General features: G+C 61.2%; 18 protein-coding genes. 11 read left to right on the top strand and 7 right to left on the bottom strand.

Going from position 1 to position 17,527, the window contains the following annotated elements:
• Nucleotides 1-38 precede the first annotated feature (38 nt).
• From mreD to mreB, 3 genes are all read right to left on the bottom strand, one after another.
• Nucleotides 39-530: a rod shape-determining protein MreD gene (mreD, locus tag ACMGF8_RS09525; protein ID WP_102861138.1), complete on the bottom strand. Its 492-nt coding sequence runs from the start codon at nucleotides 528-530 to the stop codon at nucleotides 39-41.
• Complete coding sequence (mreC, locus tag ACMGF8_RS09520) at nucleotides 530-1,627, bottom strand: rod shape-determining protein MreC (protein ID WP_102861137.1); 1,098 nt, start codon at nucleotides 1,625-1,627, stop codon at nucleotides 530-532. The genes mreD and mreC overlap by 1 nt, the downstream gene beginning before the upstream one ends.
• 142 nt (nucleotides 1,628-1,769) lie before the next feature.
• Nucleotides 1,770-2,807: a rod shape-determining protein MreB gene (gene mreB, locus ACMGF8_RS09515; RefSeq protein ID WP_002555108.1), complete on the bottom strand. Its 1,038-nt coding sequence runs from the start codon at nucleotides 2,805-2,807 to the stop codon at nucleotides 1,770-1,772.
• Nucleotides 2,808-3,018: 211 nt separating this feature from the next.
• Here mreB and gatC point away from each other — a divergent pair, with 211 nt between their 5' ends.
• From gatC to ACMGF8_RS09485, 6 genes are all read left to right on the top strand, one after another.
• Nucleotides 3,019-3,306 carry an Asp-tRNA(Asn)/Glu-tRNA(Gln) amidotransferase subunit GatC gene (gene gatC, locus ACMGF8_RS09510; RefSeq protein ID WP_011059250.1) on the top strand — a complete coding sequence of 96 codons (288 nt, stop codon included), beginning with the start codon at nucleotides 3,019-3,021 and terminating at the stop codon, nucleotides 3,304-3,306.
• A 16-nt stretch (nucleotides 3,307-3,322) separates the two neighbouring features.
• The gene (gatA, locus tag ACMGF8_RS09505; protein WP_416759401.1) at nucleotides 3,323-4,774 is read left to right on the top strand and encodes an Asp-tRNA(Asn)/Glu-tRNA(Gln) amidotransferase subunit GatA; all 1,452 of its coding nucleotides are present in this window, start codon (nucleotides 3,323-3,325) and stop codon (nucleotides 4,772-4,774) included.
• Between the two features lie 10 nt (nucleotides 4,775-4,784).
• A complete protein-coding gene (gene gatB, locus ACMGF8_RS09500; protein ID WP_102878366.1) occupies nucleotides 4,785-6,230 on the top strand; it encodes an Asp-tRNA(Asn)/Glu-tRNA(Gln) amidotransferase subunit GatB in 1,446 nt (481 codons plus the stop codon).
• A gap of 82 nt (nucleotides 6,231-6,312) precedes the next feature.
• Nucleotides 6,313-6,693 (top strand): septal ring lytic transglycosylase RlpA family protein, encoded by a 381-nt coding sequence (locus tag ACMGF8_RS09495; protein ID WP_416759399.1) that lies wholly within the window; start codon nucleotides 6,313-6,315, stop codon nucleotides 6,691-6,693.
• Nucleotides 6,694-6,743: 50 nt separating this feature from the next.
• Nucleotides 6,744-7,808, top strand: a complete 1,065-nt coding sequence (locus ACMGF8_RS09490) for a calcium/sodium antiporter (protein WP_416760290.1) — start codon at nucleotides 6,744-6,746, stop codon at nucleotides 7,806-7,808.
• Complete coding sequence (locus ACMGF8_RS09485; protein WP_102861132.1) at nucleotides 7,805-8,185, top strand: carboxymuconolactone decarboxylase family protein; 381 nt, start codon at nucleotides 7,805-7,807, stop codon at nucleotides 8,183-8,185. Before ACMGF8_RS09490 ends, ACMGF8_RS09485 begins: the two co-directional genes overlap by 4 nt.
• A gap of 68 nt (nucleotides 8,186-8,253) precedes the next feature.
• On the opposite strand, the gene ACMGF8_RS09480 is transcribed toward ACMGF8_RS09485, so the two are convergent.
• Nucleotides 8,254-9,195: an AEC family transporter gene (locus ACMGF8_RS09480; RefSeq protein WP_305948964.1), complete on the bottom strand. Its 942-nt coding sequence runs from the start codon at nucleotides 9,193-9,195 to the stop codon at nucleotides 8,254-8,256.
• A gap of 166 nt (nucleotides 9,196-9,361) precedes the next feature.
• Here ACMGF8_RS09480 and ACMGF8_RS09475 point away from each other — a divergent pair, with 166 nt between their 5' ends.
• Both ACMGF8_RS09475 and ACMGF8_RS09470 read left to right on the top strand, forming a co-directional pair.
• Nucleotides 9,362-11,002 (top strand): phospholipase, encoded by a 1,641-nt coding sequence (locus ACMGF8_RS09475; RefSeq protein WP_416759395.1) that lies wholly within the window; start codon nucleotides 9,362-9,364, stop codon nucleotides 11,000-11,002.
• 13 nt (nucleotides 11,003-11,015) lie between these two features.
• Nucleotides 11,016-11,207 carry a hypothetical protein gene (locus tag ACMGF8_RS09470; protein WP_123393756.1) on the top strand — a complete coding sequence of 64 codons (192 nt, stop codon included), beginning with the start codon at nucleotides 11,016-11,018 and terminating at the stop codon, nucleotides 11,205-11,207.
• 181 nt (nucleotides 11,208-11,388) lie between these two features.
• Here ACMGF8_RS09470 and ACMGF8_RS09465 read toward each other — a convergent pair whose 3' ends face one another.
• The 3 genes from ACMGF8_RS09465 to ACMGF8_RS09455 form a co-directional block, all read right to left on the bottom strand.
• Nucleotides 11,389-13,116, bottom strand: coding sequence for an ABC transporter ATP-binding protein/permease (locus ACMGF8_RS09465; protein ID WP_102861128.1), 1,728 nt, complete (start codon nucleotides 13,114-13,116; stop codon nucleotides 11,389-11,391).
• 97 nt (nucleotides 13,117-13,213) lie between these two features.
• Entirely contained in the window at nucleotides 13,214-13,774 is a 561-nt protein-coding gene (locus tag ACMGF8_RS09460) for a response regulator transcription factor (RefSeq protein WP_025132017.1), read from the bottom strand.
• Nucleotides 13,767-15,029 carry an ATP-binding protein gene (locus ACMGF8_RS09455; RefSeq protein WP_102861127.1) on the bottom strand — a complete coding sequence of 421 codons (1,263 nt, stop codon included), beginning with the start codon at nucleotides 15,027-15,029 and terminating at the stop codon, nucleotides 13,767-13,769. Before ACMGF8_RS09455 ends, ACMGF8_RS09460 begins: the two co-directional genes overlap by 8 nt.
• A gap of 239 nt (nucleotides 15,030-15,268) precedes the next feature.
• On the opposite strand from ACMGF8_RS09455, the gene ACMGF8_RS09450 reads away from it, so the two are divergent.
• The 3 genes from ACMGF8_RS09450 to ACMGF8_RS09440 all read left to right on the top strand — a co-directional run bounded on the left by ACMGF8_RS09450 (nucleotide 15,269) and on the right by ACMGF8_RS09440 (nucleotide 17,472).
• A complete protein-coding gene (locus ACMGF8_RS09450) occupies nucleotides 15,269-15,985 on the top strand; it encodes an SIMPL domain-containing protein (RefSeq protein WP_102861126.1) in 717 nt (238 codons plus the stop codon).
• Nucleotides 15,986-16,207: 222 nt separating this feature from the next.
• Complete coding sequence (locus ACMGF8_RS09445) at nucleotides 16,208-16,771, top strand: helix-turn-helix domain-containing protein (RefSeq protein ID WP_102861125.1); 564 nt, start codon at nucleotides 16,208-16,210, stop codon at nucleotides 16,769-16,771.
• 263 nt (nucleotides 16,772-17,034) lie between these two features.
• Entirely contained in the window at nucleotides 17,035-17,472 is a 438-nt protein-coding gene (locus tag ACMGF8_RS09440) for a hypothetical protein (protein WP_115581601.1), read from the top strand.
• Nucleotides 17,473-17,527 lie beyond the last annotated feature (55 nt).

Raw genomic sequence — 17,527 nt, 5'->3', positions numbered from 1 at the left:
CATCTCCCTGTCGAGGTGCGGGCCAATGCCTGACCGAATTAATTGATTTTGAAACGTCGGCGCAACCCACGCAGACCAAAGCTGACCCACGGCCACAACAGCGCACTGACCAGGGCTGGCAGGACCAGCGCCAGGGTCGGCTGGCGATTACCGGTCAGGGCGCTGAGCCAGAGTTGGACCAACTGCGCCAAGCCAAAGATCACCAGGATCACCAAACTCTGCTGCCACATCGGGAACATCCGCAGACGCTGTTGCAGGGACAGCACAAGGAAGGTAATCAGCGTCAGGATCAAGGCGTTCTGCCCCAGGAGCGTGCCGTAAAGCACATCCTCCGCCAGCCCAAGGCACCAAGCCGTGACCATGCCCACCTTGTGCGGCAGGGCCAGGGCCCAAAAGGCCAGTAGCAGGGCCAGCCATAGCGGGCGCAGGATTTCCATGAACTGAGGCAAAGGCGACACACTCAGCAGCATGCCGATCAGAAACGTCAGCCAGACGATCCAGCCGTTTTGCGAATAGGTGCTACCCGCCATTATTCTCTTCCTCCGGTGGTGGCCGGTGCCGCAGCCGGAGGCTTGGCCGCCGCCGGTTTCACCACAGGTTTATTGACCGGCTTGGCCGGAGCATGGGCGGCCGGTTTGACCGGAGTCGCTGGTGCAGTCGCGGGGGCGCTGGCAGGGGCTGCGGTCGCGGCTGGAGTCACCGCAGGCTTGGGCACCGTGGTCGGCACCACCGGGGTGGTATTGCCACCCTGCTGGTCCTGGGCTTCCTGAGCCTGGGCCGCATCATTGGCCCGCTCTTCGGCCGTGCGCGGATCACTGAATACCAGTAACAGGTAACGGCTGCGGTTCAGCGCGGCAGTGGGCACCGCTCGCACAATGGCGAATGGCTGACCGGAATCGTGGATCACTTCCTTGACCGTGGCCACCGGATATCCAGCGGGGAAACGCTGGCCAAGGCCCGAACTGACCAGCAAATCGCCTTCCTTGACATCGGCGGTGTCGGCCACGTGGCGCAACTCCAGGCGCTCCGGGTTGCCAGTGCCACTGGCAATGGCCCGCAGGCCATTGCGATTGACCTGTACCGGAATGCTGTGGGTGGTGTCGGTGAGCAGCAGCACGCGGGACGTGTAGGGCATCAACTCCACCACCTGTCCCATCAGGCCACGGGCATCGAGCACCGGCTGACCGAGAAAGACGCCATCGCGCTCACCTTTATTGATGATGATGCGGTGGGTGAAGGGGTTCGGGTCCATGCCGATCAACTCGGCCACTTCAACCTTCTCGTTGACCAGTGCCGAAGAGTTGAGCAACTCGCGCAGACGCACGTTCTGCTCGGTCAAGGCGGCAAGCTTTTGCATGCGCCCCTGCAGCAGCAGGTTTTCGGTCTTGAGTTTTTCGTTTTCAGCGACCAGCTCGGTGCGACTGCCGAATTGACTGGCAACGCCCTGCCATAGCCGCTGCGGCAGGTCGGTGATCCAGTAGGACTGCATCAACACCAGCGACATCTGGCTACGCACTGGCTTGAGCAGTGTGAAGCGGGCATCGACCACCATCAGTGCGACCGACAGTACGACCAGCACCAGGAGGCGCACGCCCAATGAGGGGCCTTTGGCGAAAAGCGGTTTAATAAGCCGCTCCTCCCAGGCAAATGTTGTGTTTATTCATACGGCATCAAACCGGCCTGGATGCAGATTGACAGAAGATAAACGCCACAGGCAGCACTGCAAAGTGCTGCCTGTGAGCGCAACAGCATAGATGCAACCGGCGAAGTTACTCGCTGGAGAGCAGGTCCATGGTGTGTTTGTCCATCATTTCCAATGCACGGCCACCGCCGCGAGCAACACAGGTCAGCGGATCTTCGGCAACGATCACCGGCAGACCGGTTTCCTGGGCCAACAGCTTGTCCAGATCACGCAGCAGAGCGCCACCACCGGTCAGCACCAGACCGCGCTCGGCGATGTCCGAAGCCAGTTCCGGAGGCGATTGCTCCAGGGCACTTTTCACCGCCTGAACGATGGTTGCCAGGGACTCCTGCAGAGCCTCCAGCACTTCATTGGAGTTCAGGGTGAAGGCACGTGGCACGCCTTCAGCCAGGTTACGGCCGCGTACGTCGACTTCACGCACTTCGCCGCCTGGATAGGCAGTACCGATTTCCTGCTTGATGCGCTCAGCGGTGGACTCACCGATCAGGCTGCCGTAGTTGCGACGCACGTAGGTGATGATGGCCTCGTCGAAACGGTCGCCACCAACACGTACGGATTCGGCGTAAACCACACCGTTCAGGGAGATCAGGGCGATTTCAGTGGTACCACCACCGATGTCCACGACCATCGAACCACGGGCTTCTTCAACCGGCAGGCCGGCACCGATCGCAGCGGCCATTGGCTCTTCGATCAGGAACACTTCACGGGCACCGGCGCCAAGGGCCGACTCACGGATGGCACGACGTTCAACCTGGGTGGACTTGCATGGAACGCAGATCAGCACACGAGGGCTGGGCTGCAGAAAGCTGTTTTCATGAACCTTGTTGATGAAGTACTGCAGCATCTTTTCGCAGACGCTGAAGTCGGCGATCACGCCGTCCTTCATCGGACGAATGGCGGCAATGTTGCCCGGAGTACGACCGAGCATGCGCTTGGCCTCAGTACCAACCGCAACAACACTTTTCTGATTACCGTGGGTCCGAATGGCCACAACCGATGGTTCATTCAGGACAATACCGCGCTCGCGCACGTAAATAAGGGTGTTGGCAGTGCCCAGGTCAATGGAAAGATCGCTGGAAAACATGCCACGCAGTTTCTTGAACATGGGAAAGGGACCCTAGGCAACGCGTGGGTAAAAAAGTGCGGCAAACTCTAACAACGACAGGGATTTTGGGCAAGGCGCCAATATGTTAAATTGGCCGCTTTTCTGTGCACCAAACCCCACAATCGCGGCCATAAGACCGTAGAAATGCGGTAGTGTTCCGACAATCTAACACGCGGACGAAATCCGTTTTTGTTTTCCACTGGAGAATCCCATGGCGCTTGAACGCTCCGACGTGGAAAAAATCGCTCATTTGGCCAGCATCAAGCTCAATGAAGGCGATCTTCCACACATCACCTCCGCCCTTAACAGCATTCTCGGGCTGGTGGATGAAATGCAGGCAGTCGATACCGATGGTATCGAGCCCCTGGCCCACCCTCTGGAAGCCAGCCAGCGCCTGCGCGCAGACGTTGTGACCGAGTCCAATCATCGCGAGGCCTATCAGTCCATCGCACCAGCGGTCGAAAGCGGCCTGTATCTGGTTCCGAAAGTCATCGACTAAAGGGAAAGAGCCTGCAATGCACCACATGACTCTGGCCGAGATCGCCCGCGGCCTCGCCGACAAGAAGTTTTCCTCTGTAGAACTGACCCAGACCCTGCTGGCGCGCATCGCTCAGTTGGATCCGCAGATCAACAGTTTCATCAGCCTCACCCAAGACCTGGCCCTGGGCCAGGCCAAGGCCGCCGACGAACGTCGCGCCAACGGTGAGAGCGGAGCCCTGCTGGGCGCACCGATCGCCCACAAAGACCTGTTCTGCACCCAAGGCATCCGCACCAGCTGCGGTTCGAAGATGCTCGACAACTTCAAGGCGCCCTATGACGCCACCGTGGTCGCCAAGCTGGCCGCGGCCGGAGCCGTGACCCTGGGCAAGACCAACATGGACGAATTCGCCATGGGCTCGGCCAACGAGTCGAGCTGGTACGGCGCAGTGAAAAACCCGTGGAACCTGGAGCACGTGCCCGGCGGTTCGTCCGGTGGTTCCGCCGCCGCCGTAGCCGCGCGCCTGCTGCCTGCGGCCACCGCCACCGACACCGGCGGTTCGATCCGCCAGCCCGCCGCCTTCACCAACCTCACCGGCCTGAAGCCGACCTACGGTCGCGTTTCCCGCTGGGGCATGATCGCCTACGCTTCCAGCCTCGATCAGGGTGGCCCGCTGGCACGCACCGCCGAAGACTGCGCGATCCTGCTGCAAGGCATGGCCGGCTTCGACCCGAACGATTCCACCAGCATCGATGAACCGGTGCCGGACTACAGCGCCGGCCTCAGCGGCTCGCTGCAGGGCCTGCGCATCGGCGTGCCGAAGGAGTACTTCAGCGCCGGTCTCGACCCGCGCATCGCCGAACTGATCCACAACAGCATCAAGGAGCTGGAAAAGCTCGGTGCGGTGATCAAGGAAATCAGCCTGCCGAACATGCAGCACGCGATTCCCGCGTACTACGTGATCGCCCCGGCGGAAGCCTCCTCCAACCTGTCGCGTTTCGACGGCGTGCGCTTCGGCTACCGTTGCGAGAACCCGGCCAACCTTGAAGACCTGTACAAGCGCTCCCGTGGCGAAGGCTTCGGCAGCGAAGTGCAGCGCCGGATCATGGTCGGCGCCTACGCGCTGTCCGCCGGCTACTACGACGCCTACTACCTCAAGGCGCAGAAAATCCGTCGCCTGGTGAAGAACGACTTCATGAACGCTTTCAACGAAGTCGACATCATCCTCGGCCCGACCACGCCCAACCCGGCCTGGAAGCTCGGCGCCAAGAGCAGCGATCCGGTCGCCGCGTACCTGGAAGACGTCTACACCATTACCGCCAACCTCGCGGGCCTGCCGGGCCTGTCGATGCCGGCCGGTTTCGTCGACGGCTTGCCGGTCGGCGTGCAACTGCTCGCCCCGTATTTCCAGGAAGGCCGCTTGCTCAACGTTGCGCACCAGTATCAGTTGAACACTGACTGGCACACCCGCACCCCAACCGGCTTCTGAGGAGACACACATGCAATGGGAAGTCGTGATCGGGCTGGAGATTCATACCCAGCTCACCACTCAATCGAAGATTTTCTCCGGTAGCTCCACCGCCTTCGGTGCCGAGCCCAACACCCAGGCCAGCCTGATCGACCTGGGCATGCCCGGCGTGCTGCCGGTGCTGAACCAGGAAGCGGTGCGCATGGCGGTGATGTTCGGCCTGGCGGTAGACGCCGAGATCGGCCAGCACAACGTGTTCGCCCGCAAGAACTACTTCTACCCGGACCTGCCCAAGGGTTACCAGATCAGCCAGATGGAGCTGCCAATCGTTGGCAAAGGCCACCTGGACATCCCTCTGGAAGACGGCACCATGAAACGCGTCGGCATCACCCGCGCGCACCTGGAAGAAGACGCCGGCAAGAGCCTGCACGAAGAGTTCAACGGTGCCACCGGCATCGACCTGAACCGCGCCGGCACGCCGCTGCTGGAAATCGTGTCCGAGCCGGACATGCGCAGCGCCAAGGAAGCCGTGGCCTACGTCAAGTCGATCCACGCGCTGGTTCGCTACCTGGGCATCTGCGACGGCAACATGGCCGAAGGCTCGCTGCGTTGCGACTGCAACGTCTCGGTCCGCCCCAAGGGCCAGGTCGAGTTCGGCACCCGCTGCGAGATCAAGAACGTCAACTCGTTCCGCTTCATCGAGAAGGCGATCAACAGCGAGATCCGTCGCCAGATCGATCTGATCGAAGACGGCGGCAAAGTGATCCAGCAGACCCGCCTGTACGACCCGAACAAGGACGAAACCCGTCCGATGCGCAGCAAGGAAGAAGCCAACGACTACCGTTACTTCCCCGATCCGGACCTGCTGCCCGTGGTTATCGAGGATTCCTTCCTCGACCAGGTACGCGCCACCCTGCCAGAACTGCCACCGCAGAAACGCGAGCGCTTCCAGGAGCAGTTCGGCCTGTCGGTCTACGACGCCAGCGTCCTGGCCACCAGCCGCGAGCAGGCGGACTACTTCGAGAAGGTCGCCAGCATTGCCGGTGACGCCAAGCTCGCCGCCAACTGGGTCATGGTCGAACTGGGCAGCCTGCTCAACAAGCAGGGCCTGGAAATCGACGCAGCCCCGGTCTCGGCCGAACAACTGGGCGGCATGCTGCTGCGGATCAAGGACAACACCATCTCCGGCAAGATCGCCAAGACCGTGTTCGAAGCCATGGCCAATGGCGAGGGCAGCGCCGACGAGATCATCGACAAGCGCGGCCTCAAGCAAGTCACCGACAGCGGCGCGATCTCCGCGGTGCTGGATGAAATGCTCGCGGCCAACGCCGAACAGGTCGAACAGTACCGCGCCGCCGACGAGGCCAAGCGCGGCAAGATGTTCGGCTTCTTCGTCGGCCAGGCGATGAAAGCTTCCAAGGGCAAGGCCAACCCGCAACAGGTCAACGAGCTGCTGAAAAGCAAGCTCGAAGGCTGATCGAAAAATGCAGCCTTGGCTTGTCAGTCGAAATCGCGGGGATGCAAGCCCGTCTTCGCTGGCAAGCCAGCTCCTGCGAATAATGACTCCCCGTCCCTGGTTCATGGCCTGTGCCCTGCTCGCTCTGCTCACGGGCTGCGCCAGCAGCCATATCATCGACCCTCGAGGTTATGACCAGACCGGGACAGCCTCCTATTACGGCGCCCGCCATCATGGCAAACGCACCGCCAGCGGCGAGCCCTTCGATCAGAACGGCCTCACTGCGGCCCATCGCGAACTGCCGTTCGGCACCCGAGTGCAAGTCACCAACCAGGGCAACGGCAAAAGCGTCGTGGTCCGTATCAACGATCGTGGCCCGCACACCCGCGGCCGCCTGATCGACTTATCCCGCGCTGCCGCGCAACAGCTGGGCATGCTGCGCAGCGGCACCGCCAAAGTACGCATCCAAGCCCTCAGCGACTGACCGACGGAGCCCGAGCCATTACCGCCTTTGCCGAACTGCCCCTGCTCAGCCTGATCCAACTCATCAGCGGCCTGGTGATGCTGATCGTCGGCGCCGAGTTGCTGGTGCGTGCCGCAGTACGTTTGTCCGCACGCCTGCATGTACGTCCGCTGATCATGGGTTTGAGCATCGTCGCCTTCGGCAGCAGCGCGCCGCAGATGGCCATCAGCCTGCAGGCGACCCTGGCCGACAACACCGATATCGCCGTGGGCAGCGTGATCGGCAGCAGCATCTTCAACATCCTGGTGACCCTGGGTCTATCGGCCCTGATCATTCCGCTGCGGGTATCGCGACAGCTGGTGCGCCTGGACATCCCGCTGATGATCGGTGCCAGCCTGCTGGTATTCATGCTGGCCTATAACGAGCGTCTCAGCCCCTCCGACGGCGTCATCCTGCTGGCGGCCCTGGTGCTGTACCTGCTCCTGCTGTTGCGCCAGTCGCGGCACTCGGCACGCCATCACCTGCCCGCTCCAGCCGGCCAGCGCGGTTTCGCGCCCAGGTTCAGCAGCATGCTGATGGTGCTTATCGGCCTGGGGCTGCTGGTCTTCGCCGGACACTTGCTGCTAGGCGCCGCCGTCACCGTGGCCGACGACCTGGGCTTGTCGGAGCGGGTCATGGGACTGACGGTGATTGCCGTCAGCACCTCCCTGCCCCAGCTCGCCACTTCCCTGCTCGCGGCCCTGCGGGGCCAGCGGGATATCGCCGTGGGCAATGTCATCGGCAGCAATCTCTTCAACTTGCTGGGGGTCCTGGGGTTTACCGCCCTGGTGGCTCCGACGCCGCTCTCGGTTTCGCCCAACGCCCTGGATTTCGACTTGCCGGTGATGCTCGGCGTCGCGGTGCTGTGCCTGCCGGTGTTCTATTCGGGGTATCGCGTGACCCGGGCCGAAGGCTTGCTGTTTCTCGGCCTGTACCTGGCCTATGGGCTGCACGTGGTGTCCTTCACCACGGGCATGCCCCTGGCGGGCAAGCTGGAACACTTGATGCTGTTTTTCGTCCTGCCAGCGCTGGTGGCGTTTCTGCTGTTCAGTTCGCTACGGGCCTGGCGCCGCCAACACAAGAGAGAAGCGCCATGAGCGAAAACAAGAAAAGCGGACTGCAAATGCGTCGCCAAGTGATGGGCGACGCCTTCGTCGACCGAGCTCTGGGCAACGCCACCGAATTCACCCAGCCACTGCAGGAGTTCGTCAACGAACACGCTTGGGGCGGCGTGTGGAACCGTGATGGCCTGCCGTTGAAAACCCGTAGCCTGATCACCCTGGCAACGCTGACCGCGCTGAAGTGTCCCCAGGAGTTGAAGGGCCACGTGCGTGGCGCCCTGAACAACGGCTGCACCGTGGAAGAGATACGTGAAGCGCTGCTGCATTGCGCGGTGTATGCCGGAGTGCCGGCCGCCATCGATGCGTTTCGCGCAGCCCAGGAAGTGATTGACGCTTATCAGCAGCCGCAGTGAACCCGTTGTTCGCCGACAAGCCGCCTCCTGGCGCCGCCTTGTAAGAGCCGGCTTGCCGGCGAACAGCTTCAGATCCACCCACCCCACTGCAACACAAAGATCCCAATGTTGGTGGTCACTGCCGCCATCAGGGTGGTGATGACGATAATGGCCGCCGCCAGCTCATGATTGCCATTGGCCGCCCGGGCCATGACATAGCTCGCTGCAGCAGTCGGACTGCCGAAATACAGAAACAGAATCCCCAGTTCCGCCCCGCGAAAACCGCATAACCAAGCGCCAAAGGTTGCCAGCGTCGGCAGGCTGACCATCTTCAGCAGGCTGGAGCTCATGGCCATCCGCCCACTGTTGCGCAAGGCCGCCATGGACAACGTGCCGCCGATGCAGATCAGCGCCAGAGGCAGACTCATCTGTGCCAGGTATTTTCCCGAAGTCTCCAGCCAGCCGGGAAGGCTGATCTGCCAGTAGGCAAACGGCGCAGCCACCAGCACGCTGACAATCAACGGATTGCTGAACACACTTTTGCAGATGCTCCAAGGGTCGGACTTGATCGCCGGGCTGTAGACCGCCAGGACCACCGTCGACAGGGTGTTGTAGTAAAGAATCACCAACGCGGCGAGCAGCGCCCCCAGGGAAATCCCGTAATCCCCATACATGCTGGCTGCCAGGGCCAGGCCGATGATCGCGTTATTGCCGCGAAACGCCCCCTGGGTATAGATCCCCCGATCCACCTTCGGGCAACGCCAGATGGCCCAGCCCCAGGCCAGGGCAAAACAGACCAGGGTGGCCAGCGAAAAGTAGATCAGCACGCCAGGCTTCAGTGAGGCATGCAGGTCGGCATGGACAATGCCGAGAAACAGCAAGGCCGGCATGGTGACGTTGAACACCAGGGCCGACGCCGTATGGATGAAGTTGTCGTTGATCCACCCCACCCGCTTGAGTAGCAGCCCCAGAAACAGCATCGCAAACACCGGCGCAGTGATCGCCAGGGTTTCGAAAAAAATAGCCAGCATGCGCGGGGGGACCTTGAGCCTGTCGTTAGGGCGCTAATGATAATCCAATCAACCCGCCCTCACGTAACCGTCTTCTTGACGGCGTGTCATTTTCAATTATGCTCACGATAACTGTATATACATACAGTTAAACCAAGCATAACCATGACATATCAAGGAGCTAGAAATGTCAGGACTCTCTGCACAGATGCAGCAACAGCCACAACAGGCCGGCAAGATCATTGCCGATCTGGACCGTTTGTTCACTGAACAAGGCATCGCCATTTCCGGCGATGGCGACACCCTGGTGCTGGTCGCCGACGGCCACCACACCATCAAGTACCACCGCCCGGAAGATTTGCCCCACACCCCGCAAAAGTCCGCCAGGGGCCTGCCTCAATTGCGTTTCGAGGGCGGCGAACATACCGCCATCGGCGACAGCACCCTGCTGCGCTTCGTCAAGGATGCCCCGCCCATTCCCGCGTGGCAGGTCGAACTGCACCTGCCCAACGGCCTGGCCCTGACTTACGGCCAGGTGGTTGCCCTGGGCGGCGATTTCTACGGTATTCCCGAGCAGCCGATCTGCGAAGGCGCAACGCCGGCTGATCGAGTGCAACGCTTTACCGCGGCCTTCAACTCCCTGGCCGTACTGCCGGCGGCGAAAGACGAAGCCCGACAGATCCTCGCGGTGATGCAGAAGGAAATCGTTGCCGCCAACCAGGCGATCCGCGACGGCAAACAGCCCCACGAAGCCTATGACGCCCTGGGCGATACCCTGTCTGAAGAGTGGAACCGGATCACCGGCGGCGGCAGCGTGGTCTCCGCCCTGTTCCCTCTGGGGCGCTACCTGAAGCTGGCGGCCAACAATGCCGACCACTTTGGCGAATGGGCCCTGGCGGCGTATATCGCCGGGCACACGGCCGCCCTGCAACAAGCGGTACTGGCGGGCAAGACTGCCGACGACAAGCAACTGGAACTGGCCTACGCGATGAACGCCTTCGCCGACCACTTCCTCACCGACCTGTTTTCTGCCGGCCACGTACGAGTGCCACGCAAACAGGTGGCGGCGGTGGTCACCCCCAGCGACCTGGGCTCGCTGATTACCCGTTTCATGCACGACGAGGACAGCAAGTTCGGCCTCAATGTCAGTAACGCCCAGGGCGACCGCTGGCACGCCTACGGCGACAAGCGTTATTTCGACAGCGTCGATCATCGCAATCGCCAGCAGGTGAAACAGGCGGTGCAGCGTTCGGCAGACGAGATCTTTACCAGCTACCTCAGCGGCAACCTGCCGGCGCCCGCCAGTTACGCGGCCCTCAAGGCCTTGCCGGACCTGAATGCCGCCAAGAGCGGCAACTTCTCGCCACTGTTCGTGATGAGCGGTGACAAAGTGCTGCGCCGCAGCGACGTCAACAATCTCAATGACAGCAAGACCATCGACAACTGGTGGGGCTGGAGCACCTACCTGCTGCTGAAGAACTACAGCCCGAACAAGCCGGCGGGCTACCTGGAAACCCCAAGCGCGGTCCCGACAATCCTGGCCGATGGCTGGCAAAGCCACACCCCCAGCGAGCCCAACTGGCTCCCTGGCCAGGCGGTGCGCTATGCCCTCAGCGAAACCAACGGCTTGAACGAGTCATACATCGGTCCCTGGTCGGCCTACATGGAACTGAGCGACAGCTTCCAGCCGACCTTGAGCATCCCGGCCGGCACCAGCAACAGCAGCGCCACCGGACGCAATGTGTTCCGTCAGTTCCGCGGTGGCTCGCCGGAGCTGATCGGCTCCATCGACAAGAACGCCAGCCGCTTCATCGACCGTCACGCCTGATAAGGAAATCACCATGGCTATCAACCTGAAACTGCAACTGGCCTCCGGGCAATCCCTCAAGGACGCACCTCTGGAGCTGCTGCTCAACGGCGCTCCGATTGCCCGCGCCTGCGTGGATGAACACGGCAACGTGGCCTTCAACGCCAAGCCGGGAACTGGCCAACTGGCCGTACGAGTTGACCGTTCGATCCTGCACAAAGCCTAACCGCGCGCTGTAGGAGCGGGCTCACCCGCGAGCAGGCCTCCTGCTCCGCTGCGCCAGCGCCGGTTCATGGCCCTGGCGCAGCCGGCGTCATTGCCCTCAATGATCGCCAACCCCCGATTTCACCGAGACGTCCTCCCGAACCTTGCACTCAAGCCAAGCGGCAAGGCTTACCTGGCCAGCGTCATACGGTCACCGTCTGTTCCAGCAAATGCCCCTGCTCAATGCGTACATGGCGGGGATGGAAGCGCTTGAGGCTGCTGCGATGGCCGACGCTGACAATGCTCAGCCCCGGCAACTGATCGATCAACGCCTGGTACAGATTGGCTTCATCTTCTTCATCCATGGCCGAAGTCGCCTCATCCATGTACAGCCATTGCGGCGCATAGAGCAGCGCCCGGGCAAACGCCAGCCGCTGCTGCTCCCCCGGCGACAACATGCGCTGCCAGTGATTGCTCTCGTCCAGACGCGCCACCAGATGGGGCAGGCGGCAAGTTTCCAGGACCTGTGCATAACGCTCCTGGGGGTAGCTGTCACCCGACTGTGGATAACTCAAGGCTTCCCGCAGGCTGCCAATGGGCAGGTAGGGCTTCTGCGGCAGGAACAGGTAGCGCTGGTTCGGCAGCAAGATGCTCCCGTGCCCCGCCGGCCACAAGCGTCCCATGGCTCGCAACAGGGTGCTCTTGCCACTGCCGGAGCGACCACTGAGCATCAGTCGCTCGCCAGGATTCACGGTCATCTGGGCACCGGCCAGCAAATGACGGCCATCCGCCAGATCCAGACCCAGATCACGCACCTGCAATTGTTCGCCCTGGTGCTGCACGTCAATCGCCGGAGGACGCTCCTCGTTTTCACTCATGGCCTGGCGGAAGCTCAACAGACGGTCACAGGTAGCGCGCCAGGCAGCGAGGTCCGAATAAGCGCTGATAAACCAACTGAAGTTTTCCTGGACATTGCCGAACGCCGAGTTGATCTGCATCAGCTCTCCCAGCTCGATCTTGCCGGCGAAGTAACGCGGCGCGGCGACAATAAACGGGAAGATGATCGCGATCTGGCCATAACCGGCGGTAAAGAAGGTCAGGCGCTTGGAGACCTTCATGATGTCCCAGAAGTTGTGCCAGACCTTGCTGAAACGGCTGCTCAGACGCTGGTTCTCATTCTTCTCGCCGTCGTAAAGGGCAATGCTCTCGGCGTTCTCCCGGACTCGCACCATGGAGAAACGCAGGTCGGCTTCAAAACGTTGCTGTTGATTGTTCAGGCCGATCAAGCGACGCCCGATCAGGTGGGTCAGCCAACTGCCGACCGCCGCATACACCAGGGCACACCAGAACATATAGCCGGGAATGGTATAGCCCATGACCTCGATACTGCCGGATACACCCCAGAGGATGATGGAGAAGGACACCAGACTGACCACGTTGCGGATCAAACCCAGGCCCAGGGACAAGGTGTTGGTGGTGAAGCCGTTGAGGTCTTCGGAAATCCGCTGGTCGGGGTTGTCGGTGTAGCCGCCCTGCTCCAGCTGGTAGTAGTTCTTGTTGCCCAGCCAACGGGCAAAGTGTCTTTCGGTCAGCCAGGCGCGCCAACGGATGGTCAGCATCTGGGTCAGGTACAAGCGATACACCGCACCGAGAATGGCCACCGCGGCGATCCCACAGAAATACAGGATCAGGCTCCAGAAAGCCGCCTCGTCCTTCTTCTGCAAGGCGTTGTAGAAGTCCTTGTACCAACTGTTGATCCATACCGAAATGGCGACACTGAACAGCGACAGGCCAATCACCGCGATCAGCAGCAGCCAGGCCTTGCCCTTCTCTTCACTACGCCAGTAAGGGGTAATCATGGCCCAGACCCGGCGAAAAAATTGACCGCGCACAGCATCGTTGACCGCGGAGTACTCAGCGTTCTGATTCATCGTTGTGGCTCGATAGGGAGAAGGACAAGCGTTGAGCCGATCTTAGTAGATCGGCTCGCTTTTTCACGGTGTCCAGCGACATTCATTCAGTCGCGGTTCAGCGACGCACGGGACGCTTCTGCAGTTTGCGCTGCAAGGTACGGCGATGCATGCCCAGGGCCCGGGCAGTGGCGGAGATATTACCTTCGTGCTCGGTCAGCACACGCTGGATGTGCTCCCATTGCAGACGGTCCACGGACATCGGGTTTTCCGGCACCAGGGTGTCCAGGTCCGCATGTTCGGAGAGCAGCGCGGCCAGCACATCATCGGCGTCCGCGGGTTTGCACAGGTAGTTGCAGGCACCGCGTTTGATGGCTTCCACCGCCGTGGCGATGCTTGAATAGCCGGTGAGGATCAGGACGCGCATTTCCGGGTCCAGCTCCAGCAGCTTGGGCAGCAGCACCAGCCCGGAGTCGCCATCCATCTTCAGGTCCAGCGCGGCGTAGTCCGGCAGATCCTGCTGGGCGATGGTCAGGCCCTCTTCCGCGGAACCTGCGGTACTGACGCGAAAGCCCCGGCGGCTCATGGCGCGTGCCATTACCCGGGTAAAGGTGGCGTCATCATCCACCAGCAACAGATGCGGCAGTTCTTCGCCTTCGACTTGGATCTCTTCACTCATGGTCGTCTCCTCGGGCGGCACGGGGCAGGCGCAGCTCGGTGAGCGTTCCGCCTTCCTCATGACTGTAGAGTTTCACTGAGCCACCGGCGCGGGTCACGCTGGCCTTGCTCAAAAACAGGCCCAGGCCGAAGCCTTTGCCCTTGGTGGTAAAAAACGGTTTGCCGATCTGCTCGGCGATGGCCAAGGGTACTCCGGCGCCGTGGTCACGAATACTGATGGTGAGGTTTTCCGCATCCCAGTCCAGGCGCACTTCCAGACCTTCGGCACAGGCATCGGCTGCATTGTTCAACAGATTGAGCAAGGCCTGGGTCAAGTCCGGCGGCGGCGCCAGGCGCGGCACTGGTCCCTCTCCCAGCAGATGAAAGCGGTAGCTGGCCTCGGGACGCATCAGGTGCCAGCGATTCAAGGCTTCGTCCAGCCACTGGGTGACTTCCTGCATCTCCACCGCCATACGGCGATTGGCCTCGGCGGCGCGCACCAGTTGCTGCAGGGTTTCCTTGCACAACTTGACCTGGTCCTGGAGCACGCTGAGGTCATCCTGCAACAGCGGGTCGGGATGGTCCTGGCGCATCTCCTTGAGCAATACGCTCATGGTCGCCAGCGGCGTGCCCAACTCATGGGCGGCACCGGCGGCCTGGGTCGCCACGGCCAGCAATTGCTGATCGCGCAGGCCTTCTTCACGGCGGATCGCCCGCAACTCTTCCTGACGGCGCAGTTCTTCGGCCATGCGTGCAGCGAAGAAGGTGATCACCGCCGCCGCCAGGGCAAAACTCAGCCACATGCCATAGACCTGCAGGTTTTCCCGGGCGATGGGGAAAGTCTGCAAGGGATAGAACCGCGCCAGCAACAAGGTGTAGAGGGTCAGGGCAATACCCGACAGCACCACCGAATAGCGCCAGGGCAAGGTCACGGCGGCGATCGTCAGGGGCACCAGGTAATAGGAGACGAAGGGGTTGGTAGAGCCGCCGGAGAAATACAGCAGCACACTGTGGATAAACAGGTCACAAGCCAGTTGCAGGGCATATTCCAGCTCCGTCACCGGCCACGAGGTTCGCAAGCGGATGGCGGTGAAGGCACAGAGCACCATGGAAAACATCAAGGTGACGCCCAGTTGCAACCAGGGCAGTGGCAACAGTTCCAACCAATAGGCGAGCCCCACCGAACCGGCCTGAGCAGCCAGAACCAGGGTACGAATAAAGGTCAGGCGCCAGAGGTTCTGACGAGTGGCAGACAATAATTTTACGGGGGCGAGCATGAGCTCTCCTGATGAGCGCTCCAGGGCAATCGGCGGGAGTATAACCAAGCAGCCCCCGCCACAGGCAAAACTGCGGCAAAGCGTCACAGAAAAACAGTGGCAAGCTGCACGCTTTGAGCTACAAGCGTATTGGCTCTCAACATGCAGCTTGCGGCTTGAAACTTGCCGCAGCCCCACACTGTCTGAATGTTTCACGCAGGCTCTGAGCTGATCCTGCGGACCGCACTCAAGGAGTTTCCATGCAGCATTTCAGTCGCAGCCTCGCCCTTCTGGCCCTCAGCGCCGGCACCCTCACCAGTCTGCCCGCCCTGGCCGCCGATGAACTGCACTACAACCAGATTTCCCTGCGTGCCGAAGTCAGCCAGGAAGTGGCACGGGACCTGATGATCGTGACCCTCTACAGCGAATCGCAGAACAGCGACCCGGCCAAACTTGCTGCAGAAATCACCAGCACCATGAACAAGGCCCTGGGTCAGGCCCGCCAGGTCAAGGATGTGACGCTGCGCCAGGGCAGCCGCAACAGCTATCCGATCTACGACGACAAAGGCCAGAAGATCACCGGCTGGCGTGAGCGCGCCGAACTGCGCCTGGAAAGCTCCGACTTCGCCGCCTTGTCCAAGCTCACCGGCGAACTGCTGGGCGACCTGAAAATGGCGGGCATGGACTTCGCCATCGCCGACCCGACCCGCAAGGCCAGCGAAGATGCCCTGCTCAAGGACGCGGTCAAGGCGTTCAAGGCCCGTGCTCAACTGGCCACCGAAGCCCTGGGTGGCAAGGGCTACAAAATCGTCAACCTGAACCTCAACAGCAACGGTTATCCACAGCCCTACCTGCGTGCGCCAATGATGATGAAGGCCGCCAGCATGGATTCGGCGCCCGTGACTCCGGAAGTCGAGGCTGGCACCAGCCAGGTCAGCATGACCGCCGACGGCGCGATCGAAGTGCTGATGCCGTAAACCTCTCCCAGTGTCCCCCAACGGCGGTAACCTCCAGCGCAAACCGAGGTCACCGCCGTTTTTCGTGACCAGGCATTTCAACCGGCACTCGATGAACTCAGCTCAGGGAAGGTGCGTTCGGCCACCAGGGTGATGCTAAAGTTACGCACCTCGGTATTGCGCCTGCCAGGCGTCATGGGTGTCTGCCGGGTATACTGCTTCTTTCCTATAAGAGTCTCTCTAATGACCGCAGATCGCATCGGCGAACGCCTGCGCCGCTATCGCCGCGCCGCCAAGAAAACCCTGCGCCAAATTGCCAGTGAATCCGGCCTGACCGCCAGTTTCCTCTCCCAAGCGGAACGCAATCTCACCGGTGTATCGATCTCGTCTCTGGTCAACATTGCCAAGTCGCTGAACGTTCCGCTGAACGCTCTGTTCGACCAGCCGACCCAGGCGCAACCCGACTCCCACGACGGCAAGCGCGTGCGCTACACCATCGAAGGTCAGCCACTGGCCTACGAACGGCTGTCCAGCTCCTTTCCCGGCAACCTGATCAACGCGGTGAAAATGAACATCCCGGTGGGCTATCAGTCGGAACTGATCTCCCACGATGGCTCTGAGTTTTCCTACGTTCTTTCGGGACAGATCGTCTACACCATCGAAGATCAGCAATACCCACTTGGCGCCGGCGACTCGGTGCACTTCGACTCGACCAAGACCCACTGCCTGGCCAATGTCGGTAACGGCCCGGCGGAAGTCCTGACGGTCACGACCATGGGCCTGTTCGACGACCATTCGGCGGCGTAAGCCCCACCCGCAGTCGCCTGCCGAACCTTACAGAGGTACCTGTGCGCAAGAGAAATGTTAGTCAGGCTTAATTTTCGTTGACCACGATTTCAGCATGACTTAATTTCGGCATCGGCGAATCGACAAACAACAACACAACAAGTGATCGCCATCGCCGCACAGGGTCCATGGGGCTGCATCCACGCCCCATAGAAAGGCGAGTTACCGCGGCCCACAAGGCCAATCCTCAGATATGCCCTAGAAAAAGAAAAAATGAGGTTTGCATGCGTAAGACCTTTCCGCTCCGGGTTTGGCAGACAGCGGGGCTGATCCTCGATACGCCACTGTCACGCGCCACCAGCAACCTCCACAGTGACAACTTCACTGCGAGCCGCGACTTCAACACCGCCGACGATGCGCTGTCCATTCGCCATCGCCTGCAAGGTCCCGGGCAACCGTCTCCAACGGCCTCCCCTACCCCGTCGTTCTGCGCCATCCGGTCAACCGGATGCGTCGAAGATTTGCGCCTGCCTGAAAAGGTCTGGCGGCTCAAGCACAAGCCAGTCGGCGCCCATTCCATTGATGCACCAAGCGAGGGCGCGAACAGCCCTGTTTGCCCAATAGAAAAGCAACGCATGCACCAGAAAAGACCTGCGCAAACGGTCAAATGCGTCAATATTTATACAAATGCGTCATTCGTGTACGTTCGTTCCACTCTTTGAGACTTGTGTCGGCCCTGCATCTTGCAATGGGTATGAGGGCTGCATAAGTATCGGC

Origin of the sequence: Pseudomonas sp. BNK-7, from assembly GCF_048072025.1 — a bacterium.
In the GTDB taxonomy this organism is placed as follows: Bacteria; Pseudomonadota; Gammaproteobacteria; order Pseudomonadales; family Pseudomonadaceae; genus Aquipseudomonas; species Aquipseudomonas danubii.
Note: the sequence above shows the minus strand (reverse complement) of the source record. Positions and strands in the feature narration are given on the sequence as shown.